Origin of the sequence: Arhodomonas sp. AD133 (assembly GCF_051195215.1) — a bacterium.
Classification (GTDB): domain Bacteria; phylum Pseudomonadota; class Gammaproteobacteria; order Nitrococcales; family Nitrococcaceae; genus Arhodomonas.
On the sequence record NZ_JBNAZM010000015.1, the window covers coordinates 82,915 to 99,376 of the forward strand.

The 16,462-nt window shown below is 69.0% G+C and carries 17 protein-coding genes; 5 read left to right on the forward strand and 12 right to left on the reverse strand.

The features are described from left to right. Window positions 1–8 precede the first annotated feature (8 nt). Window positions 9–956: a 2-hydroxyacid dehydrogenase gene (locus ACPEES_RS10990; protein ID WP_435103527.1), complete on the forward strand. Its 948-nt coding sequence runs from the start codon at window positions 9–11 to the stop codon at window positions 954–956. Next, a complete protein-coding gene (locus ACPEES_RS10995) occupies window positions 953–1,465 on the forward strand; it encodes a gluconokinase (protein WP_435103528.1) in 513 nt (170 codons plus the stop codon). Before ACPEES_RS10990 ends, ACPEES_RS10995 begins: the two co-directional genes overlap by 4 nt. 22 nt (window positions 1,466–1,487) lie before the next feature. On the opposite strand, the gene ACPEES_RS11000 is transcribed toward ACPEES_RS10995, so the two are convergent. Further along, a complete protein-coding gene (locus ACPEES_RS11000) occupies window positions 1,488–3,425 on the reverse strand; it encodes a winged helix-turn-helix domain-containing protein (protein ID WP_435103529.1) in 1,938 nt (645 codons plus the stop codon). A 475-nt stretch (window positions 3,426–3,900) separates the two neighbouring features. Between ACPEES_RS11000 and ACPEES_RS11005 the strand changes: the two genes are divergently transcribed. Next, window positions 3,901–4,506 carry a DUF1326 domain-containing protein gene (locus ACPEES_RS11005; RefSeq protein WP_435103530.1) on the forward strand — a complete coding sequence of 202 codons (606 nt, stop codon included), beginning with the start codon at window positions 3,901–3,903 and terminating at the stop codon, window positions 4,504–4,506. Between the two features lie 26 nt (window positions 4,507–4,532). After that, entirely contained in the window at window positions 4,533–5,273 is a 741-nt protein-coding gene (locus ACPEES_RS11010) for a DUF2182 domain-containing protein (RefSeq protein WP_435103531.1), read from the forward strand. Between the two features lie 24 nt (window positions 5,274–5,297). Here the strand turns inward: ACPEES_RS11010 and ACPEES_RS11015 are convergent, their stop codons facing one another. The 9 genes from ACPEES_RS11015 to ACPEES_RS11055 all read right to left on the reverse strand — a co-directional run bounded on the left by ACPEES_RS11015 (window position 5,298) and on the right by ACPEES_RS11055 (window position 14,163). After that, window positions 5,298–6,479 (reverse strand): NAD(P)/FAD-dependent oxidoreductase, encoded by a 1,182-nt coding sequence (locus ACPEES_RS11015; protein WP_435103532.1) that lies wholly within the window; start codon window positions 6,477–6,479, stop codon window positions 5,298–5,300. Next, window positions 6,479–7,876: an NAD(P)/FAD-dependent oxidoreductase gene (locus ACPEES_RS11020; RefSeq protein ID WP_435103533.1), complete on the reverse strand. Its 1,398-nt coding sequence runs from the start codon at window positions 7,874–7,876 to the stop codon at window positions 6,479–6,481. Before ACPEES_RS11020 ends, ACPEES_RS11015 begins: the two co-directional genes overlap by 1 nt. After that, window positions 7,873–8,169 carry a (2Fe-2S)-binding protein gene (locus tag ACPEES_RS11025; RefSeq protein WP_435103534.1) on the reverse strand — a complete coding sequence of 99 codons (297 nt, stop codon included), beginning with the start codon at window positions 8,167–8,169 and terminating at the stop codon, window positions 7,873–7,875. The genes ACPEES_RS11020 and ACPEES_RS11025 overlap by 4 nt, the downstream gene beginning before the upstream one ends. After that, the gene (locus ACPEES_RS11030; protein WP_435103535.1) at window positions 8,150–9,262 is read right to left on the reverse strand and encodes an NAD(P)/FAD-dependent oxidoreductase; all 1,113 of its coding nucleotides are present in this window, start codon (window positions 9,260–9,262) and stop codon (window positions 8,150–8,152) included. Before ACPEES_RS11030 ends, ACPEES_RS11025 begins: the two co-directional genes overlap by 20 nt. 2 nt (window positions 9,263–9,264) lie before the next feature. Continuing rightward, a complete protein-coding gene (locus tag ACPEES_RS11035; RefSeq protein WP_435103536.1) occupies window positions 9,265–10,059 on the reverse strand; it encodes an ABC transporter permease in 795 nt (264 codons plus the stop codon). Window positions 10,060–10,062: 3 nt separating this feature from the next. Beyond that, a complete protein-coding gene (locus ACPEES_RS11040) occupies window positions 10,063–10,974 on the reverse strand; it encodes an ABC transporter permease (protein ID WP_435103537.1) in 912 nt (303 codons plus the stop codon). After that, entirely contained in the window at window positions 10,967–12,034 is a 1,068-nt protein-coding gene (locus tag ACPEES_RS11045; protein ID WP_435103538.1) for an ABC transporter ATP-binding protein, read from the reverse strand. Before ACPEES_RS11045 ends, ACPEES_RS11040 begins: the two co-directional genes overlap by 8 nt. Window positions 12,035–12,086: 52 nt before the next feature. After that, window positions 12,087–13,124 carry an ABC transporter substrate-binding protein gene (locus ACPEES_RS11050; protein WP_435103539.1) on the reverse strand — a complete coding sequence of 346 codons (1,038 nt, stop codon included), beginning with the start codon at window positions 13,122–13,124 and terminating at the stop codon, window positions 12,087–12,089. Window positions 13,125–13,266: 142 nt separating this feature from the next. Continuing rightward, complete coding sequence (locus ACPEES_RS11055) at window positions 13,267–14,163, reverse strand: LysR substrate-binding domain-containing protein (RefSeq protein WP_435103540.1); 897 nt, start codon at window positions 14,161–14,163, stop codon at window positions 13,267–13,269. A gap of 205 nt (window positions 14,164–14,368) precedes the next feature. Between ACPEES_RS11055 and ACPEES_RS11060 the strand changes: the two genes are divergently transcribed. Next, window positions 14,369–14,833, forward strand: coding sequence for an RT0821/Lpp0805 family surface protein (locus ACPEES_RS11060; protein ID WP_435103541.1), 465 nt, complete (start codon window positions 14,369–14,371; stop codon window positions 14,831–14,833). Window positions 14,834–14,928: 95 nt separating this feature from the next. Here the strand turns inward: ACPEES_RS11060 and ACPEES_RS11065 are convergent, their stop codons facing one another. Both ACPEES_RS11065 and ACPEES_RS11070 read right to left on the reverse strand, forming a co-directional pair. After that, on the reverse strand, window positions 14,929–15,984 hold the full coding sequence (locus ACPEES_RS11065) for an alpha/beta fold hydrolase (protein ID WP_435103542.1): 1,056 nt from the start codon (window positions 15,982–15,984) through the stop codon (window positions 14,929–14,931). 269 nt (window positions 15,985–16,253) lie between these two features. Then, on the reverse strand, window positions 16,254–16,462 hold a 209-nt coding region (locus tag ACPEES_RS11070; RefSeq protein ID WP_435103543.1), incomplete at its 5' end, for a transketolase-like TK C-terminal-containing protein.

Sequence of the window (16,462 nt, forward strand, 5' to 3'; positions counted from 1 at the left end):
GGTACGCAATGACCCGACCCCATGTGCTGCTCACCGCCACCCTCGCGCCGCCGCCGGTCATGGAAGCGCTGGAGGCCGACTACGTGGTGCACAGGCTGGACGCCCATGGCTCGGCCGAGAGCCTGCCCGCCGAGACGCGCGAGGCGATCACCGCCGTGGTCACCACCGGCGGCTTCGGCGCCTCGGCGGCGCTCATGGACGCCCTGCCCAACCTGGCCCTGATCGCCTGCTGCGGCGTGGGCGTCGACGCCATCGATCTCGAGGCTGCGGCCCGACGCGGCATCCCGGTGACGAATACGCCCAACGTGCTCACCGAGGACGTGGCGGACATGGCCGTCGCACTCTGGGCGGGCCTCGGGCGCGATCTGGTGCGCGCCGACCGCTGGGTGCGCGAAGGCCGCTGGGAGCGGGACGGCAACCTTCCCCTGGTTCCGAGCCTGGGCGCGCGCACGGTGGGCTTTCTCGGCTTCGGCCGCATCGGTCAGGCCGTCGCGGCGCGGGTGCGCGCCTTCGGCGCGAGCGTGCTCTATCACAAGCGCACCCCGCTGCCGGCGAGCGACTACGAATACGTCGCGAGCCTGCCGGAGCTCGCCCGGCGTTGCGACGATCTCGTGGTGTGCTGCGTCGGTGGCGAGGCCACCCGCCACCTGGTGGATGCCGACGTGCTCACCGCCCTCGGCGAGCACGGCCATGTCATCAACATCGCCCGCGGCACCGTGATCAACGAAGACGCGCTGGTGGCGGCACTGGAGAGCGGACGGCTCGGCGGCGCGGCGCTGGACGTGTTCGCCGACGAGCCGAACGTGCCCCGGGCACTGCGCGAGCGCGACGACGTGCTGCTCACCCCCCACGTCGGCAGCGCCACCGTGGAGACCCGCCAGGCCATGGGCGATCTGGTGCTCGCGAACCTGCGCGCCCACTACGCGGGGGCGCCGCTGCCCACACCCGTGCCATGAGCGGCGATCGGCGCCGTACGCCGCCGCCCATGGCGGTGGTGGTCTGTGGTGTTTCCGGCTGCGGCAAGACCACTGTCGGCCGCCTGCTCGCCGAGCGCCTCGGGCAACCGTTCATGGACGCCGACGATCTCCACCCGAGCGCCAACGTCGCCAAGATGCGCCGCGGCGAGCCCCTCGACGACGCGGACCGGCGACCCTGGCTCGCTGCCGTACGCGCAACCCTGCAAAATCACGTGGCACGCGGTGAGGGCATCGTCGTCGCCTGCTCCGCGCTCAAGGCGAGCTACCGGCACCAGCTCCACGTCCCGGGCGGGGTACGATTCGTCCACCTGCACGGCACACGCGCCGTGCTCGCCGAGCGGCTCGCGGCACGGGGCGAGCACTTCTTCGACCCGGGGCTTCTGGACAGCCAGCTCGCGACCCTGGAGCCGCCGCCGGAGGCGATCCGTCTCGACGTGCGCGAGCCACCTCAGACGTTGGTTCACAAGGCGATCGACGCTCTCCGGTGACTTCGGCGCTGCAGCTCCGCGCTCACGGGCGATAGCGGTAGCCCACACCGGTGACCGTCTCGATGCGGCGGGCGTGATCGCCCAGCTTGCGCCGCAGCCCGGCGACCACTGCGTCCACCTTGTTGCTCCAGCCCGTATAGCGGGTACGCCAGACCTCACGCAGCAACCGCTCGCGGTCGACGGCTTCACCGGGTCGGTCCACGAGGTAGACGAGGACACCGAACTCGAGGGGAGTCAGGGGCGTTCGCCGGTCTCGGAACACCAGTTCCCGGGCATCGCGGTCCAGGAACTCGGGTCGCCCGGAGATGCCGAGCTCCGCGGCGGCGAGCCCGGCGAGCCAGCCCTCGACGGAGGCCTCGCCGAAGTCGAGGGCCGCCGTGGCGTGCGCGCGCCCGTCCAGGGCCACGCTGCGTTGCGGCAGAGGCCGGATACCCAGCTTCTCCGCAACCGCGGCATACGGGCCAAGGTCGCACACCGTGAGATAGACGCGGCGCAGCTCGGGGCGCATCTCCATGTAAGTCCGCTTGAGATCGAGCCACAGAGCGGCCTGGGCGTCACACGGGTTCTCTCCGGCCTCCCGGTCCAGCCAGCGCCGGATGAACAGCGACCGGCTTCCCGGTGGCATCGGATTCTCCCGGAGGTCGGTGGACCAGGTCCGGGTAACGGCGTCCTCGGCGAGGGCGCCCGGGTCCACCTTCGCCGGGTCGAAGCGGCAGCACAGGCCCCGGCATTGCCCCCAGGCATCACGCGCCACGACGAACGCCTCGGGCAGCCGACGCCACCACCGCAGCAGTGCCCGCGCGCCATCGGGCCCTTCGTGAGTCTCGATGAGCGCCCGGATTGCGGGAAAATCCTCGCTGTGCGCCTGCTCCACCACGAGCTCACTGGCGCCGGAAGGGAAGAACGCCTCGCGCACGACCGGGTTTTCGATCAGGTAGAGAATGTCGGCAGTGTAGCGCCAAAGCTCCGGACGAGGGGCATCCCTCGCCTCCCCGACCAGGGTTCGCCACGCCTGGCGCCGCAACTCGAAGTAGCGTTTCGGGTCGCGTGCACGCAGCGTCTGGGCGAGCGCTTCCTTGACGGCGTCGTGGAGGCTCAACCCGTCCGGCAGAACCTCGGCGAAGTCGAGCTGCTTCAGCAGGCCATAGGCATGCTCCGGATCATGCGCGGGAAACAGCGTGCGCAGCAACGGGACGCTCACTCGACGGACCAGAGCGGCGCCCTCGAGCAACGGCCGAATGGTGGGGTCATCCACGTCCGAGAGATACACGCTGGTGAGCTCGTCCATGACTTGCTGCAAAGAGGCGTCCGGCAGCCGAAGCCCGGGGCGCTGGCGCAGCGTGCGGGCCGCGAGCCGTATGGCGAGGGGATGACCGTGCAGCATACGGGCAAGGCGGCGGCGCCCGGAGCTCACGCCGAGACGCTGCAGGAGATCCTCGGCGGCTTCGCTCGCCAGAGGCCCCAGAGGCAGGATTAGCGTCGGCTTCTCCCAGCCGCCGGCGTACCACCCAACGGAGGGCCGGTGCCGCCCGGCGAGAACGATGCGGGCATTGGCAGACAGGGCGGGCGCAAAGGTAAGCCGCAGCCAGGTGTCCAGCAGGCGCAGCACCTCGAAGCTGTCGAGAACGATGACCGGCCTGCGTTGGTGCGCGGCAAGTGCGTCCACCAGGTGGGCAAGATCCGGCCTCGCATGACCCATGGCCGCCGCGAGCGCACCGAGGAAGCCCTCGGCCGTCGGTTCGATCTCGCGGCAATCCATGAGGATGCACTCAGCGTCGTGTTGCTGGGTCATCGCCGCGAAAAGGCCTACCAGCGTGGATTTGCCGATACCGGCATCCCCATAGACGTGCGCGACCCGGGGCCCCGCGTCGGCGAAAAGCTGCCGCAGCTCGGCGAGCTCGCCGTCCCGACCCACGACATCCCCGCTCGCGTAGGCGTTGAGGAGCTCGGCGACCTGCATGCCTAACCCCGCGAATACCGCTTGGCCTAAGCCTAACGCAACGCTGCCGGTCTGCCATCGCCAGGCATTCCGTGTATGGCCATGCCCCGCGTGCCTTCTCATCAAATTCTCATTGATCACTCAAGCCCGCCCGGCACCGCTCGGCTATAGCTAGTGTCCTGGAACAGAAGTTCGTTGCGTTTCTGAGCGCCCCAGTCCCGCCAGGGCTAGGCGCGGCGACGAGTCGTAGTGGGGCCTACGGCGAGGAGACGCAACACCGCCCTGGCGGGACTGGGGCTCTCCCTTCGGGCGCGTCATGGCGCCGCTGTCGCGGTGTTGGCGTCGCTCGACGTGGCGCCCACCACGCCTTCGCGCCGCCGTCTAGCGACAGCGGCGCCATGACACGCAGAAATTCAACGAACTCCTGTTCCAGGACACCAGGAATGCGCATAGCCCGAACCGATACACAACCGAGCGACGAAGAGGAGACGGTGTCATGAGCACACAGTGGCAACTGAGCGGAACATACTTCGAGGCATGCACGTGCACCGGTGCGTGCCCCTGCCTGTACGGCGAAGCCCCCACCGAAGGCACCTGCGACGCCCTGGTGGCGTGGCACGTCGAGCGAGGTCACCACGGCAGCGTCGAGCTCGACGGCATGAACCTGGCCATGGCGTTGCACGCCCCCGGCAACATGACCGCCGGCGGCTGGAAGGTGGCCGTCTATGTGGACGATGCGGCAAGCGAGGCGCAACGGGACGCGCTGGTCGAGATCTTCAGCGGGGCAGCCGGGGGCCACCCCGGCACGCTCGCATCGTTCGTCGGGGAAACCCTGGGCGTGGAGTCGGTACCCATGCACTACGACGCCAGCGGTCGCCGGCGCAGCCTCAAGGTGGGCGACCTCGCCGCCGCCTCCCTCGAGGCCATCGAGGGCCAGGGCGGCGGTGAAGTCAGAATCTCCGGACACCCCGTGGCCGTCTCGCCCGGCTACGACGTGACCGTCGCCAAGTCGGATTCGGTCTCCCACCGCGGATACGGGCTGGACTGGGAGTTCGGCGGACGCGTCGCGTACTACGCGCCATTCCGGTACGAAGCGGCCTGACCGAAGCGGCACGCGAGGACGGCGCCATGAGCGAGAAGGGTCTGCGAATCCTGCGCGACGAGCGTAGCCTGCTGATGGCGAGCCTCGCCCTCGCGACCGTCGTCAGCTGGCTCTACCTCATTCGCATGGCCGGCGGTATGTCGGCCATGCCCGCCGACAGCGGCTTCCGTGCCTGGCCGACCTTCATCATGTGGGCAGTGATGATGATCGGCATGATGGTACCGACGGCCATGCCCGGGATACTCACTCTCGCGGCAGCAGAGCGTCGTATGCGAGCCGCCCGGGCGCCGACCGTGGCCTATCTGATCGCGATCGGCTACGTGCTCGCATGGACGGCCTTTTCCGTCGGGGCGACAGCCGCCCAGTGGGTGCTCCACGAGCTGGCCCTGCTCTCCGCTGCACAGTCGCTGAACGATCCCACCCTCGCCGGCGGCCTGCTGGTCGTGGCGGGGGCGTTTCAGCTGACGCCGGTGAAGCACGCCTGCCTGCGTTACTGCCGCAGCCCCCTCGGCCTTCTCGTCGAGGGGTTCCCCTCCTGCCCCGGCAGTGCGGTGAGCGTGGGGATGCGTCTGGGGCTGTACTGCGTGGGATGCTGCTGGGCGCTGATGGCATTGATGTTCGCCGGCGGCGTGATGAGCCTGTTCTGGATGGCACTGCTCACGTTCGTCATCCTGCTGGAGAAGGTGGTCGCCAACTGGCACGGTTTCTCCAACCTGCTCGCGGCGGGGCTGGTAGTCTACGGCGTCTGGCTGATGCTCGGCGCTTAGCCCCCTCGAAGCCGCTCGGGGAAACTATCGAGCGACGGTCGAAGCCGCGCCCCCGTCGCTGGAAGCGGAGAATGCGGCGTCGGAATACGAGCCCTCCGCCGGGTTCGCCGCCGCAAAGCGCTCCACGGCAAAGGGCGCGATGGGCAACGCCGGCTCGCGCCCGGTGACCAGGTCCCGCACGATCTCCCCGGTGATCGCGCCGAGCTGGAAGCCATGGGCCGAGAAGCCGAAGCAATGGACGACGTCCGGGGCAACGGCGCTGCGCCCGATCACCGGAATGCCGTCGGGCATGACCCCTTCCATCCCCGCCCAGGTCCGCACGATCCGTGCCCGCGCCATGAACGGAAACAGATCGGTGACCGTACGCGCGTTGGCCGCGAGGCCGGCAAGCCGCGGGTGGGCAAGCCCATGCTCGACCCGGCCGCGGATGCCGCCGCCGATGAGCACGGTGCCGTTGGGAAACTGCTTGAACGACAGCGGTCGATGGGTCGCGCCCACGACCGGCTCCAGAAACGGCACCAGACGCTCGGTGATCATGAGCATGGGTGCCTCGGCCTGTACCGGCACGCGCTCGCCGAGCATCCGGCAAACCTCGCCTGCCCAGGCGCCAGCGCAGTTCACGACCACGTCCGCCGTCCATGCCCTCTCGCGCGATACCACGCGCCAACCGTCGGCAAGACGTTCGATTCCCGTCACCCGTTCACCTTCGTGACAGGCAGCGCCGGCGGCCTGCGCTGCGCGGCGCCAGGCAGTCACCGTGCGATAAGGGCTCGCGTAGCCGTCGCCATCGCAGACCAGGGCCCCGCGACAGTGTGCACCGATGGCCGGCACCCGTCGTCGGAGCTCGCCAGGGGTGACGAGATACTCGTGCCCGAAACCCAGCGCCCGAACCTCGGCAACCCGGGCTTCGAGTGCGTCCATGTCCGCATCGGATTCCGCGACCTTGATCTGGCCACAGGGCACGAACCCGCAATCCCCGCCCACCAGCTCGCCCATCCGCCGCCAACGCTCCGCCGCGGCCAGGGCCAGCGGAATCTCCGCGGTATGGCGACCGAGCCGGCGCACGCCGCCGGCATTCACGCCGGAAGCGTGGCGGCCGGCGTAGTCCTTCTCCACCACGCTCACGCGATGGCCGGCGCGGGCGAGGTGCAACGCCGCGGCAAAGCCGTGGAGGCCGCCGCCGATGACGACGATCCGCGCGGACACTACGCCGCCTCGTCGTCGGCGGTGGCCGCCGCCGCGAGCTGCGCCAGCGTGATCGGTTTGAGCGGCGGGCGGATGCGGTAATAGCCGACTGCCGCGACGCTCTCGGCGTTCGCTTCGGCGAGGAGCTCGGCCACGGTGAGCCCGCACATCCGGCCCTGGCACGGCCCCATGCCGCAGCGTGAAAAGGATTTCGCCTGATTGGGTCCGCTGCAGCCGAGTGCCGCGACCCGGCGGATCTCGCCGGCGCTCACCTCCTCGCAGCGGCACACCGTGACCTCGTCATCCGGACGCAGCCAGTGCTCGGCGGGCCGGTAGCGCACGTCGAGGAACGCGCGCACGGCAAGCTCCCGCGTCAGCGCCCGGCGCACCGGCGCGAGCTCGGCGTCCCGCACACCACGGTCCATCGCCCCCATTGCGTGGGCCGCGGCGAAAGCGGCGATCCGGCCCTGATGCTCCGAGGCCCGTGCGCCCACGATGCCGCCCCCGTCGCCGGCGACGGCGATGCCCGGGGCATCGGTCGTCAGATGCTCGTCGAGTCGCGGCCGCCACGACCGCTGGCGCGCGTCCCACACGTGTTCGCAGCCCAGTGCCCGGGTCATCTGCACGTTGGGCACCACACCGTGATGGAGCAGCGCGGTGGTCGCCGCGACCCGCTCCCAGCGCCCGGCCCGACGCCACGCCACCGCCGCGACCCGGTTCTCACCCTCGATACGCAGCGCGTCAACGCCGCGCACGTGGCGGACACCATGGCGGCGCAGCTCGGCAAGCAGCGCAAGGCCCTTGCGCAGATGCCCGTACCCGCGCAGCGCACCGGGGAGATGGCGCAGCGCCGCCCAACGATGGCGGGGTGCGGTGGTCTCCAGCACCGCCGCCACGTTGGCGCCGGAGCGCAAGTACTGGACCGCCACGAGGAACAGCAGCGGACCGGTACCCGCGATCACCACGGGTCCCTCGGGCACAAGGCCGGAGGTCTTCAGCAGCACCTGACCGGCACCCGCGCCCATTGCCCCCGGCAGTGTCCAACCGGGCACGGGGAAGGGTCGCTCCTGGGCACCCGTGGCGATGATCACGCGCTCGGCCTGGATCAGCGCGGCACGCCCTTGGCGCAGCACACCGACCTCGCGATCCCGGGTTAGTTGCCACACCATCGAGCCGGGACGGTAGTCCACGTCTGCGTGCCGCAGCGGCTCGGTCAGCGTGCGGCCGTGCCGATAGTCGGTACCGAGCAACTCGCCTCGGGTGCGGGGGGCCTGGTCGACGCCCCGATAGATCTGCCCGCCCGGCGCCGGCTGTTCGTCTAGCAGCACCGGGCGAATACCGTGCCGGGCAGCGGAGGCAGCCGCCGCCATACCCGCCGGCCCGGCGCCTATGATCACCAGGGGATGTCGCTCGCTCATGCGTCCACCTCCCGGGCGCCCTGCTGGCGAGCCACACGCATACCGGGGCGGACCGGCTCCTGACAGGCCTGGCGGTTGGGTTCGCCGTCTATCTCCACCAGGCACTCGTAGCACACGCCCATCATGCAGTACGGCGCCCGCGGCGCCGCGCTCACCGGCGTGGCACGGCAGGCAAGCACATCGTTCGCCAGCAGCGCCGCGGCGACGGTGTCGCCCTCCCGGGCGGCGATCGTCCCGCCCTCGAACTCGAAGGCCACGGGCGAGCGCCCGTCGTCAGGCAGCCGTTTGAACATGGAACCTCTCCGCGGTGAAGGGGTGAATGTCCGCGGGCGCCGTCTCGCCGGCGATCCACGGCGCGAGCCGCTCAGCGTGCGCGGCGGCCAGAGTCACGCCGCTGTGGCACGCCGCGACGAAGGCCCCGGGGCACTCACGCGACTGCTCGTAGAGCGGGAGGCCGTCGGGCGTCATCACGCGCAGCGCGCCCCAGCCTCGCACCACGCGCACGCTGCGCAGCCGGGGGAAAGCGGTGACCGCGCGGCGTGCGATCTCGGCGAGCACCTCGGTGCGGGTACCGTCATCGAAGCCCACATCCTCGTGGGAGTCACCGAGCAGTATCGAGCCCTCGCCGGTCTGGCGCATGTAGGTCGTCGGGCCATCGAGCAGCGGCACGGTGCGTTCGGTGACGAGGATCTGGCCACGGCTGGGCAACAGCGGTGCGTCGAGCCCGACCTGCGGCGCGAGCGCACGACTGCCGAGCCCGGCAGCGAGCACAACACGGCCCGCCTCCAGGGGGGCGGCGCCGTTTTCGATACGAAAGCCGCCAGCGATCGGCCGGACGCGTTCGACCGGCGCACCGCTGAGGTAACGGCCACCGTGGTGCACCAACCCCGCATGCAGGGCCCGCAGCAGGTAGAGGGGGTTGGCATGCCCGTCGAGATCGGACCAGGAGGCTCCGGTGACCGCCGGCGAGATCCCTGGCAGCCCGCGCGCGAGCGCCTCGTGGTCGAGCATCCGGTAGCGGAAGCGCCCGTTGGTCTCCCGCACGAGTCCGGCGAGTGCCGCTTCGCGGGCCTCGTACTCGTCCTCGCCGAGGCACAGATGGAGCCCGCCGGGGCGCCGGTGCTGCACGTCGATGCCCGTGACTTCCGACAGCTCGCCGGCGAATGCGGCCCAGCGATCCGCCGAGCTGCGGGTCCAGTGGGCGTAGGCCGGCATGCCCATACCCTTGCCCTGAACCCAGACGAGGCCGAAGTTGCCCCGTGAGGCGCGGTGGGCGACGTCGCCTTCGTCGAGCACCGCCACCCGGTGACCGGCCCGCGCAAGGCCATAGGCGATAGCGCTGCCGACCAGTCCGCCGCCGATGATCGCGATGTCATAGTCCGTCATGATCACCCCTTGCCGATGAGAACCCGATCGAGCCCGTACACCCGGTCGAGCACCACCATGAACACCGCCGTCATGACGATGAGCACCGTGGAGACCGAGGCGATGAGGGGATCGATGGTGTGAGCGATGTGGTTGTACATCTTCACCGGCAGCGTGGTGGTGCTCGGCGAAGCGACGAAGATGGTCATGGACAGCTCGTCGAAGCTGGTGATGAACGCGAGCACCCAGCCGCCGGTCACGCCGGGCAGGATCAGCGGCAGCGTGATCCGCCGGAACACCGTCCAGCGCGAGGCGCCGAGGGAACAGGCGGCACGCTCGGCGTCGCGGTCCATGCCCGTGACGGCCGCCAGCACCAGGCGAAGCGTGTAGGGCATGATGATCACCACGTGCGCACAGACCAGACCGATGAAGGTGCCGGAGAGCCCCGCCTGCGCGAAAAAGCGCAGGAAGGCGACACCGAGCACGATGTGCGGGATCATCAGCGGCGAGAGGAACAGCCCGGTCAGCCAGTCACGCGCGGCGAACTGGTAGCGGGCGATGGCGAGCGCCGCGGGCACCGCCAGCACCACCGCCAGCGTGGCCGCCGCGACCGCGAGATAGAGGCTGTTCCAGAACGCGTCGATGAACGACGGATTGTCGAGGATGGCCCGGAACCAGCGCAGCGACACGCCGCTGGTGGGATAGGACAAGTGCCCTTCCGGGGTGAAGGAGACCAGCACCACCAGCACCAGGGGCAGCAGCAGGAAAACGACGAACAGGGCGTGAAAAGCCAGGGCAAGCGATCCATTGCGTCGCATGGCTCAGCCCCCCTCGCCCATGATCCGGCGATAACGACGCTCGACGAGCCGGTTGTAGCTCATGACCACGGTGACGTTCGCCACCAGCAGCAATACGGCGATTGCGGCACCGAGCGGCCAGTTCATGGTGTTGAGGTATTCGTCGTAGGCGGCGGTGGCCACCACTTTCAGCCGGCGGCCGCCGATGATCGCCGGCGTGGCGAAGGCGCTCGCAGCCAGCGCGAAGACGATCAGGCTACCGGAGAGGATGCCCGGCAGGACCTGAGGCAGCACCACCCGGCGAATCACCGTGAACGGACTCGCGCCGAGGGACAGGCCGGCGTCCTGGACGGCGGGGTCGAGCTTCTGCAGCGATGCCCACACCGAGATCACCATGAACGGGACCAGCACGTGCACGAGCGCGATCACCATGCCCGCGTTGGTGTACATCAGGCTCACGCCGTCCCCGGCGAGCCCCAGCGCGGTCAGCGCCCGGCTCATGACGCCGTTGCCTCCGAGCAACAACACCCAGCCGAGCGTGCGTACCACCACCGAGATGAGCAGCGGCGCGAGCGTGATCACCAGGAACACCGAGCGCCAGGGGTTGCGCATGCGCGAGAGAATGTAGGCCTCGGGCGCACCGATGAGCACGCAGATGAGGGTGACGCCGATGCCGATGGCGAACGTGCGCAGAAAGATCTCGTGGAAGTAAGGGTCGGTGATCACCTCCACGTAGTTCGCGAAGGTCACCGTTTCCACGATGCCGCGACCGTAGTCGAAGCTGTAAACGCTGAGCACGGCCGTCATGGCCAACGGCACGCCCAGCAGTGCCAGGAAGAACAGCGCGCCGGGGGCGCTCAGCAACCAGGGCGCCATGCGCTGCGCGCCCCCTCGCCCGCCTGCCATCGCATTGGGCGCAATCGCCGTGTCAGTCATCGCCGTGCTCCTCCGTCACCACGCGCACGCCCTCGGCGGACCACCGCACGCCGACCTGCTCGCCGACACGCACGCCGCTACCTCCTCGATTGGGCCGCGTGGCGAGCAGCTCACCGACGGGGCTGTCGAGCTGGTAGAGCCAGTGGTCGCCGAGAAACAGGCGCGTCCGCACCGTCGCCTGCAACGCGCCTTCACCGGGGTCGGTGAGCTCCACGCGTTCCGGCCGGATGGAGATGTGGAAGTCGTGGGAAGACGGCAATTCCACCCCGGGCAACTCTATCTCGCTGTCGCCGACGCACACGCGCGGCACACCGTTGACGCGCTCGGGATGACGCGCGGCGAGCAGATTCGTCTTGCCCACGAACCGGGAGACGAAAGCGCTGGACGGCCGCTCGTACGCGTGGAACGGTTCATCGACCTGAACGATCCGCCCGCGATTCATGACCACGACTCGGTCGCTCATGGACAGCGCCTCGCCCTGGTCGTGGGTGACCATGATCGTCGTCGTGCCCACGCGCTGCTGGATGCTGCGCAGCTCGAGCTGCATCTCCTCGCGCAGCTTCGCATCCAGGTTCGACAACGGTTCGTCGAGTAGAAGCAGCGGCGGCCGTATGACGAGCGCCCGGGCCAGCGCCACCCGCTGGCGCTGGCCACCGGAGAGCTCGCGCGGGTAACGCTCACCGAGGCCGTTGAGGCGCACCAGCTCGAGGGCATCGTGCACTCGGCCGGTGCGCTCGCCACGGGGGACACGGCGCATTTCCAGGCCGAAGGCCACGTTTTCCGTGACGGTCATGTGGGGGAACAGGGCATAGCTCTGAAAGACGATGCCGATCCCGCGGTGATTCGCCTTGACGGTCGTCAGGTCGCGGCCATCCATGACAATACGCCCGGCACTCGGGTCCAGGAAACCGGCGATCATCTGCAGCGTGGTGGTCTTGCCGCAGCCCGACGGCCCCAGCAGCGAGACGAACTCGCCCTGGCTCACCTCGAGCTCGAAGGCATCGACGGCGGCGAACTCGCCGAAGCGCTTGGTCAACCCGTGCAGGTGCAAAAGACTCATCGTTGCCCTCCTGCCGCGCGGGCGGCGGCCCGCCCGCGCGCGCCCGCGGTGGCTAGCGCTCGACGCGACGGTTCCAGCGGTTGGTCCACTCGAGCCGGTGCTCGTTGATCACGTTCCAGTCGACGGTGACGAGCTGGTCGATCTTCTCACCGTAGGGCAGGCTGTCCGCCAGCGCCGGGGGGAGCTCGGCGGTGCGGTTGGTGGGCCCCCAACCCTGGCGCTCGGCAAGCACCTGCTGGATCTCCGGCGAGAGCAGGTGCTCGATGAACGCGCGCGAGAGCTCGGGCACATTGCTTTCGGAGACGGGACAGGCGCCGACCATGAGCGCCACCGCGCCTTCCTCGGGATAGGCGAAAGCGCCGGGAAAACCGGTGTCGGCGAGCGCCTTCAGCCGCCCACTGCCCCATACCGACAACGCGATCTCGCCGCTCTGGAACAGCTCCGACATCTTGCCGGCGGAGGGCTCGAAAGTAAGCACGTTGGGGGCGATGCGTTCCTTGAACGCCTCGAATCCAGGGTCGATGTTCTGCTCACCGCCACCGTTGATTCGCGCCGCCATCACCAGGGCATGCAGGCCGTAGGTGTTGTTCACCGGCGGCACGACCAGCTTGTCGCGGTAGCGGGAATCGGCCAGATCCGCCCAGGACTGTGGCGGCTCCCAGCCGTTCTCCTCGAAGAGCTCGCGGTTGTAGGCGAAGCCGGTCGCCACGAAGCCGATGCCCACCGCCTTGCCACCGGGCAGGTGCGCGATGTCGTAGACGTCGTCGAGAACGGGCACGTCACCGATGGACTCGCAGAATCCGAAGTTGACGGCCTGGTACATGGGGCCGTCGTCGAGCAGTACAACGTCCAGCTCCTGGTTGCCGCGCTGGGCCTGTAGCTTCGCCAGCGTGTCCGTGGAATTGCCGGGGACGTAGATGATCTCCACGTCGTGGTCGTCCCGGAACGAGGGAATGATGACCTCTTTCATCGCCCGCTCCGTGGAGCCGCCATAGGCGCCCACATACAGCGTCGGGGACTCGGCGGAGGCCTGGCCTGCTGCCAGGCCGCACGCCGCCATCGCGATGGCCAGACTCGCGGTCGCTCTCATCTGCATCTCTCCTCCGCAACGTTGTGGCCCGCCCTGCATCCGGAGCGGCCTGTTATATCGGCAGGAAAAACGCTAGCACCGGCAACCCCATGCCGCCCAATGCCGTTTTTTCGCTATGCCATGCGTTGATGTTATGGGCTTCTCAGAAATCGAGCGCCGCTTCGAGACGCTCGCTCAGCAGCGCCAGGAATGCCCGGGTGACACGCGAGGGCGGGCGAAAATCCGGCACCAGGGCGCTGTAATGGAAAGGAATGGCCGGTGAGAACGGCCGGCTGGTCAGTCCGCGCGCAGCATACCCACTCGCCGTCACCGGATCGACCAGCGCCACGCCGCTGCCCGCCAGCACGAACTCGCAAGCAACGGCGGAAAGCTGGGTCTCGATGCGCAGGCGCCGGCGCACGCCGGCCTCGTGGAAAACGCGGTCGACAGCGGGTCGCACATCCTGCAACTGGCCCAGAGAAACGAAAGCGACGTCAGCCAGATCCTCGACATGAACGGTTTGCTGCCCGGCGAGCGGGTGATCCGGCGGCATCACCAGCCGCAGGGGCGCACTCCCCAGCGCCACCTGCCGCACCCCGGTCTCGTCGAGGTCCATACCCACCAGCCCCAAATCACACTGCTGGGTGGCGACCCACTCGGCCACGCGCTGGGAGCTATGCACCTGCAGCGAGACGGTAACGCCCGGATTGTCGGTGGAATACGCCTGGAGCACCGGCGGCAGGAACGCCAGCGCGAGCGCCGGCATGCTGCAAATGAACAGTGACCCGGTGCGGAACTCCCGGATCTCGCGGGCCGCGGTCGTGATCTTCTCCAGGCCGACGAAGGATTTCTCCACCTCTTCATAAAGCCCCTCGGCCTCCGGCGTAGGCACCAGACGCCCCTTGCGCCGCTGGAACAGCGGGAAGCCGATGCTCCCCTCCAGGTCGGTGATCAGCCGGCTGACCGCCGGCTGGGAGACGTAAAGCACCTCGGCGGCACGCGTGACGGTCTTGTGCATCATCACCGCCCGAAATGCCTCGATCTGACGCAGATTGATCATGGCAGCCGCGACCCCTGGCCATCTCTCGAACGATGTCCGCCGTGCCACGTTGCCGGTGACGCATCTTCGCGGTCATCGGCGGTGGCCGGAAGCGTACGGTATTGCCCCAGGTCAATATCACGACCGGCGAGTTGTGGAAACTGGTGTGCAATCGCGCTCACGGACCGCTGGCACAGCGGGTGCCACATTCACGAGGGTTCGATCTATGCCCCCGATCAGGCGACTCGCCACGGCTTTTCTCGCAGCAACACTCACCGCCTCGGCCGGTTGCGCGAACAATGGCACGCAGGAACAAGGCGGTATGGTCATTGGCGGTGTCCTGGGCGGTATCCTGGGATCGGACGTAGGTCACGGACGCGGCAACGTCGCCGCCATCATCGTGGGCACGCTCGCCGGAGCGGCGCTCGGCGGTGCCATCGGCCGCTCCATGGACGAAACCGACCGCCTGAGAACGGCGATGGCCCTCGAAAACGTGCGCACGGGCGTTCCGTCGACCTGGCGCAATCCGGACACGGGCTACCGGTACGAGGTCACCCCGACCCGCACCTACGAGACCACATCCGGTCCCTGCCGGGAATTCACGCTGGACGCGCAGATCGGTGGCGCCACCGAGTCGGTTTACGGCACTGCATGCCGTCAGCCCGACGGAAGCTGGGCGATTCGCGACTGACACCACGGCGGCCCTCTTGCCCGCCGCGCATGCGGGCACCACCGGCCAGACCCCGGGGAGACGGCACGCGGCGCGCCGGGCAGGCGCTGACGCCGTTATTGATGGGCCGTCGCGGACGCTTGGCGATTGCGCATCCACGTGAGCAAATGCGGCCACAGGTGGCGATGGGCGTTCACCCCCGCGAGTACACCGACGTGCTGTAGCGACACGCCCGGCTCGTCGGTGTACCAAAGCACTTCGCGATCGGCCGTGCCGAACGCCTCGAGTACGGGAAGCACGGCCTCCGGCGGCGTGATGTCACAGTGCCGGCTCACCACGCACATCACCGGGCAGCGCACGTCGGCCGGCGTGACACGTTGCCCGTCGATGCGCACCTCGCCCCGCGCAAAGCCGTCCCGGCGGTAGAGGCGTTCCACCAGATCCAGGAACAACTGCCGGGGCATGGGCGTTTCGTCGAGCGTCCAGCGCTCGACGATGAGATGACGGCGCAACTGCCCGGCATCGGTCAGGCTCGCCAACCAGTCGTTGGTCCGCTGGACGATAAACGCCTGCGGCGAGGCCGTCGCACTGAGCAGGTTGAGCAACGATCCGGGAATCGCATTACCGCCAATCAATGCATCGGTGTCCGGAAACCGGGAAACGAACCGGCCCAGGGCTCCGATATCCGGGCCGAAATGCAGGGGTGACGCGAGCACGACCAACCCCTTGACCCGATCCGGGTAGCGTGCAGAGTACAGCGCTGCCAGCGTTCCCCCAATGGAGTGCGCGTTGATGAACACGCGCTCCTCTCCGGCATCCCGGCACACGGTGTCGATACATGCACCGAGCATCCACGCGACGTAGTCGCCGAGCCCGAACGCGTCAGCATCCGAAAACGTCCGTGGCCAGGCCACCAGACAGACCCGCGAGCCCTGCTCCAGGTGGCGCCGAACGACGCTGATTTCGGGGTCGAGATCCCAGATATCGGGGCTCTTGATAGGGGCGGGAACGAGTACCACGACCGGTCCGCGCGCCGCGCTGGCGGCGTACCGGTAGAGCCTGGCCGGTGTCCCCGTATCCAGAATGTCGTGGGCGGTCTCGCGCGGGCCGAGACCGAGTATGTCGCAGACCTGGCCCCAATGCCGGCGATACCAGTCAAGCCCCGTCAACACGGGTTGTGACATTCCGAGTTGGCCATGATGGTGCGGCTCGGCCACGGCGTGACGTCTCCGTCGGTCAAAGGCAGACCCTTCAGGGCCGTGGATCGCCGCCTGGCGTCGATGCCCTGCGCAGGCACTCGCCCTCCATTATGGTTACCCGACGGGGATCCCCCAACCCGACCACGCGACCGGCGCGCCGCCCGACGACGGACGGTCTCGCGCCACGCACGCATGGCGTCGATGCCCTGTGACAGCGGCGCCCCGGTTATGGTCCGTGGTCCCTAGATGAGCGCGCGCACCGCCTCGGTCACGGCCCCGGCCGTGAATCCGAAGTGCTCGTAGACCGCCGGCCCGGGGGCCGACTCGCCGAAAGTGTCGAGCCCCACGACCCGGCCCTGCGGGCCAACGACCCTCTGCCAGGAGTCGGGCACCCCCGCCTCCACCGCCACCCGCGCGGTGACCGAAGCCGGCAGCACCGACTCCCGGTAGG